Source organism: Streptomyces endocoffeicus, from assembly GCF_016741935.1.
Classification (GTDB): Bacteria; Actinomycetota; Actinomycetes; order Streptomycetales; family Streptomycetaceae; genus Streptomyces; species Streptomyces endocoffeicus.
Map to the genome: position 1 here is coordinate 1 of NZ_JAERRG010000215.1, position 428 is coordinate 428.

A 428-nucleotide genomic window follows, 5' to 3' on the forward strand; every position below is an offset into this window, starting at 1 on the left:
GCCGGGAAGGCCACCTGCCCCGCCGGGCATACCAGCGCCACCTGGAACCCCGTCGTGAGCGAAGGTATCCCCAAGACCGTGGTCAGCTTCGCCGCCCTCGACTGCATCCCCTGCCCCTTCAAACCCCAGTGCACCACCGCGAAGAAGAACCGCCGCCAACTCTCCCTCCACCCCAGACAGATGACCGAGGCACTCCGGCACACCCGAACCCGGCAGAAGACCAAGGACTGGAACACCGACTACGCCCTACGCTCCGGCATCGAGGGCACCATCCGGCAAGCCACCGCCGTCACCGACACACGCCGCGCTCGCTACCGAGGCCTGGCGAAGACCCATCTCGAACACATCTACTCCGCCGTCGCACTCAACCTGATCCGCTTAAACGCCTGGTGGAACGACCGCCCCCTGGACCGCACCCGCACCAGCCA

1 protein-coding gene is annotated in these 428 nt (G+C 66.8%); it reads left to right on the forward strand.

Annotated features, from left to right (window positions below):
* A partial coding sequence (locus tag JK364_RS54655) for a transposase (RefSeq protein ID WP_201858917.1) occupies positions 1-428 on the forward strand: 428 nt, incomplete at both ends.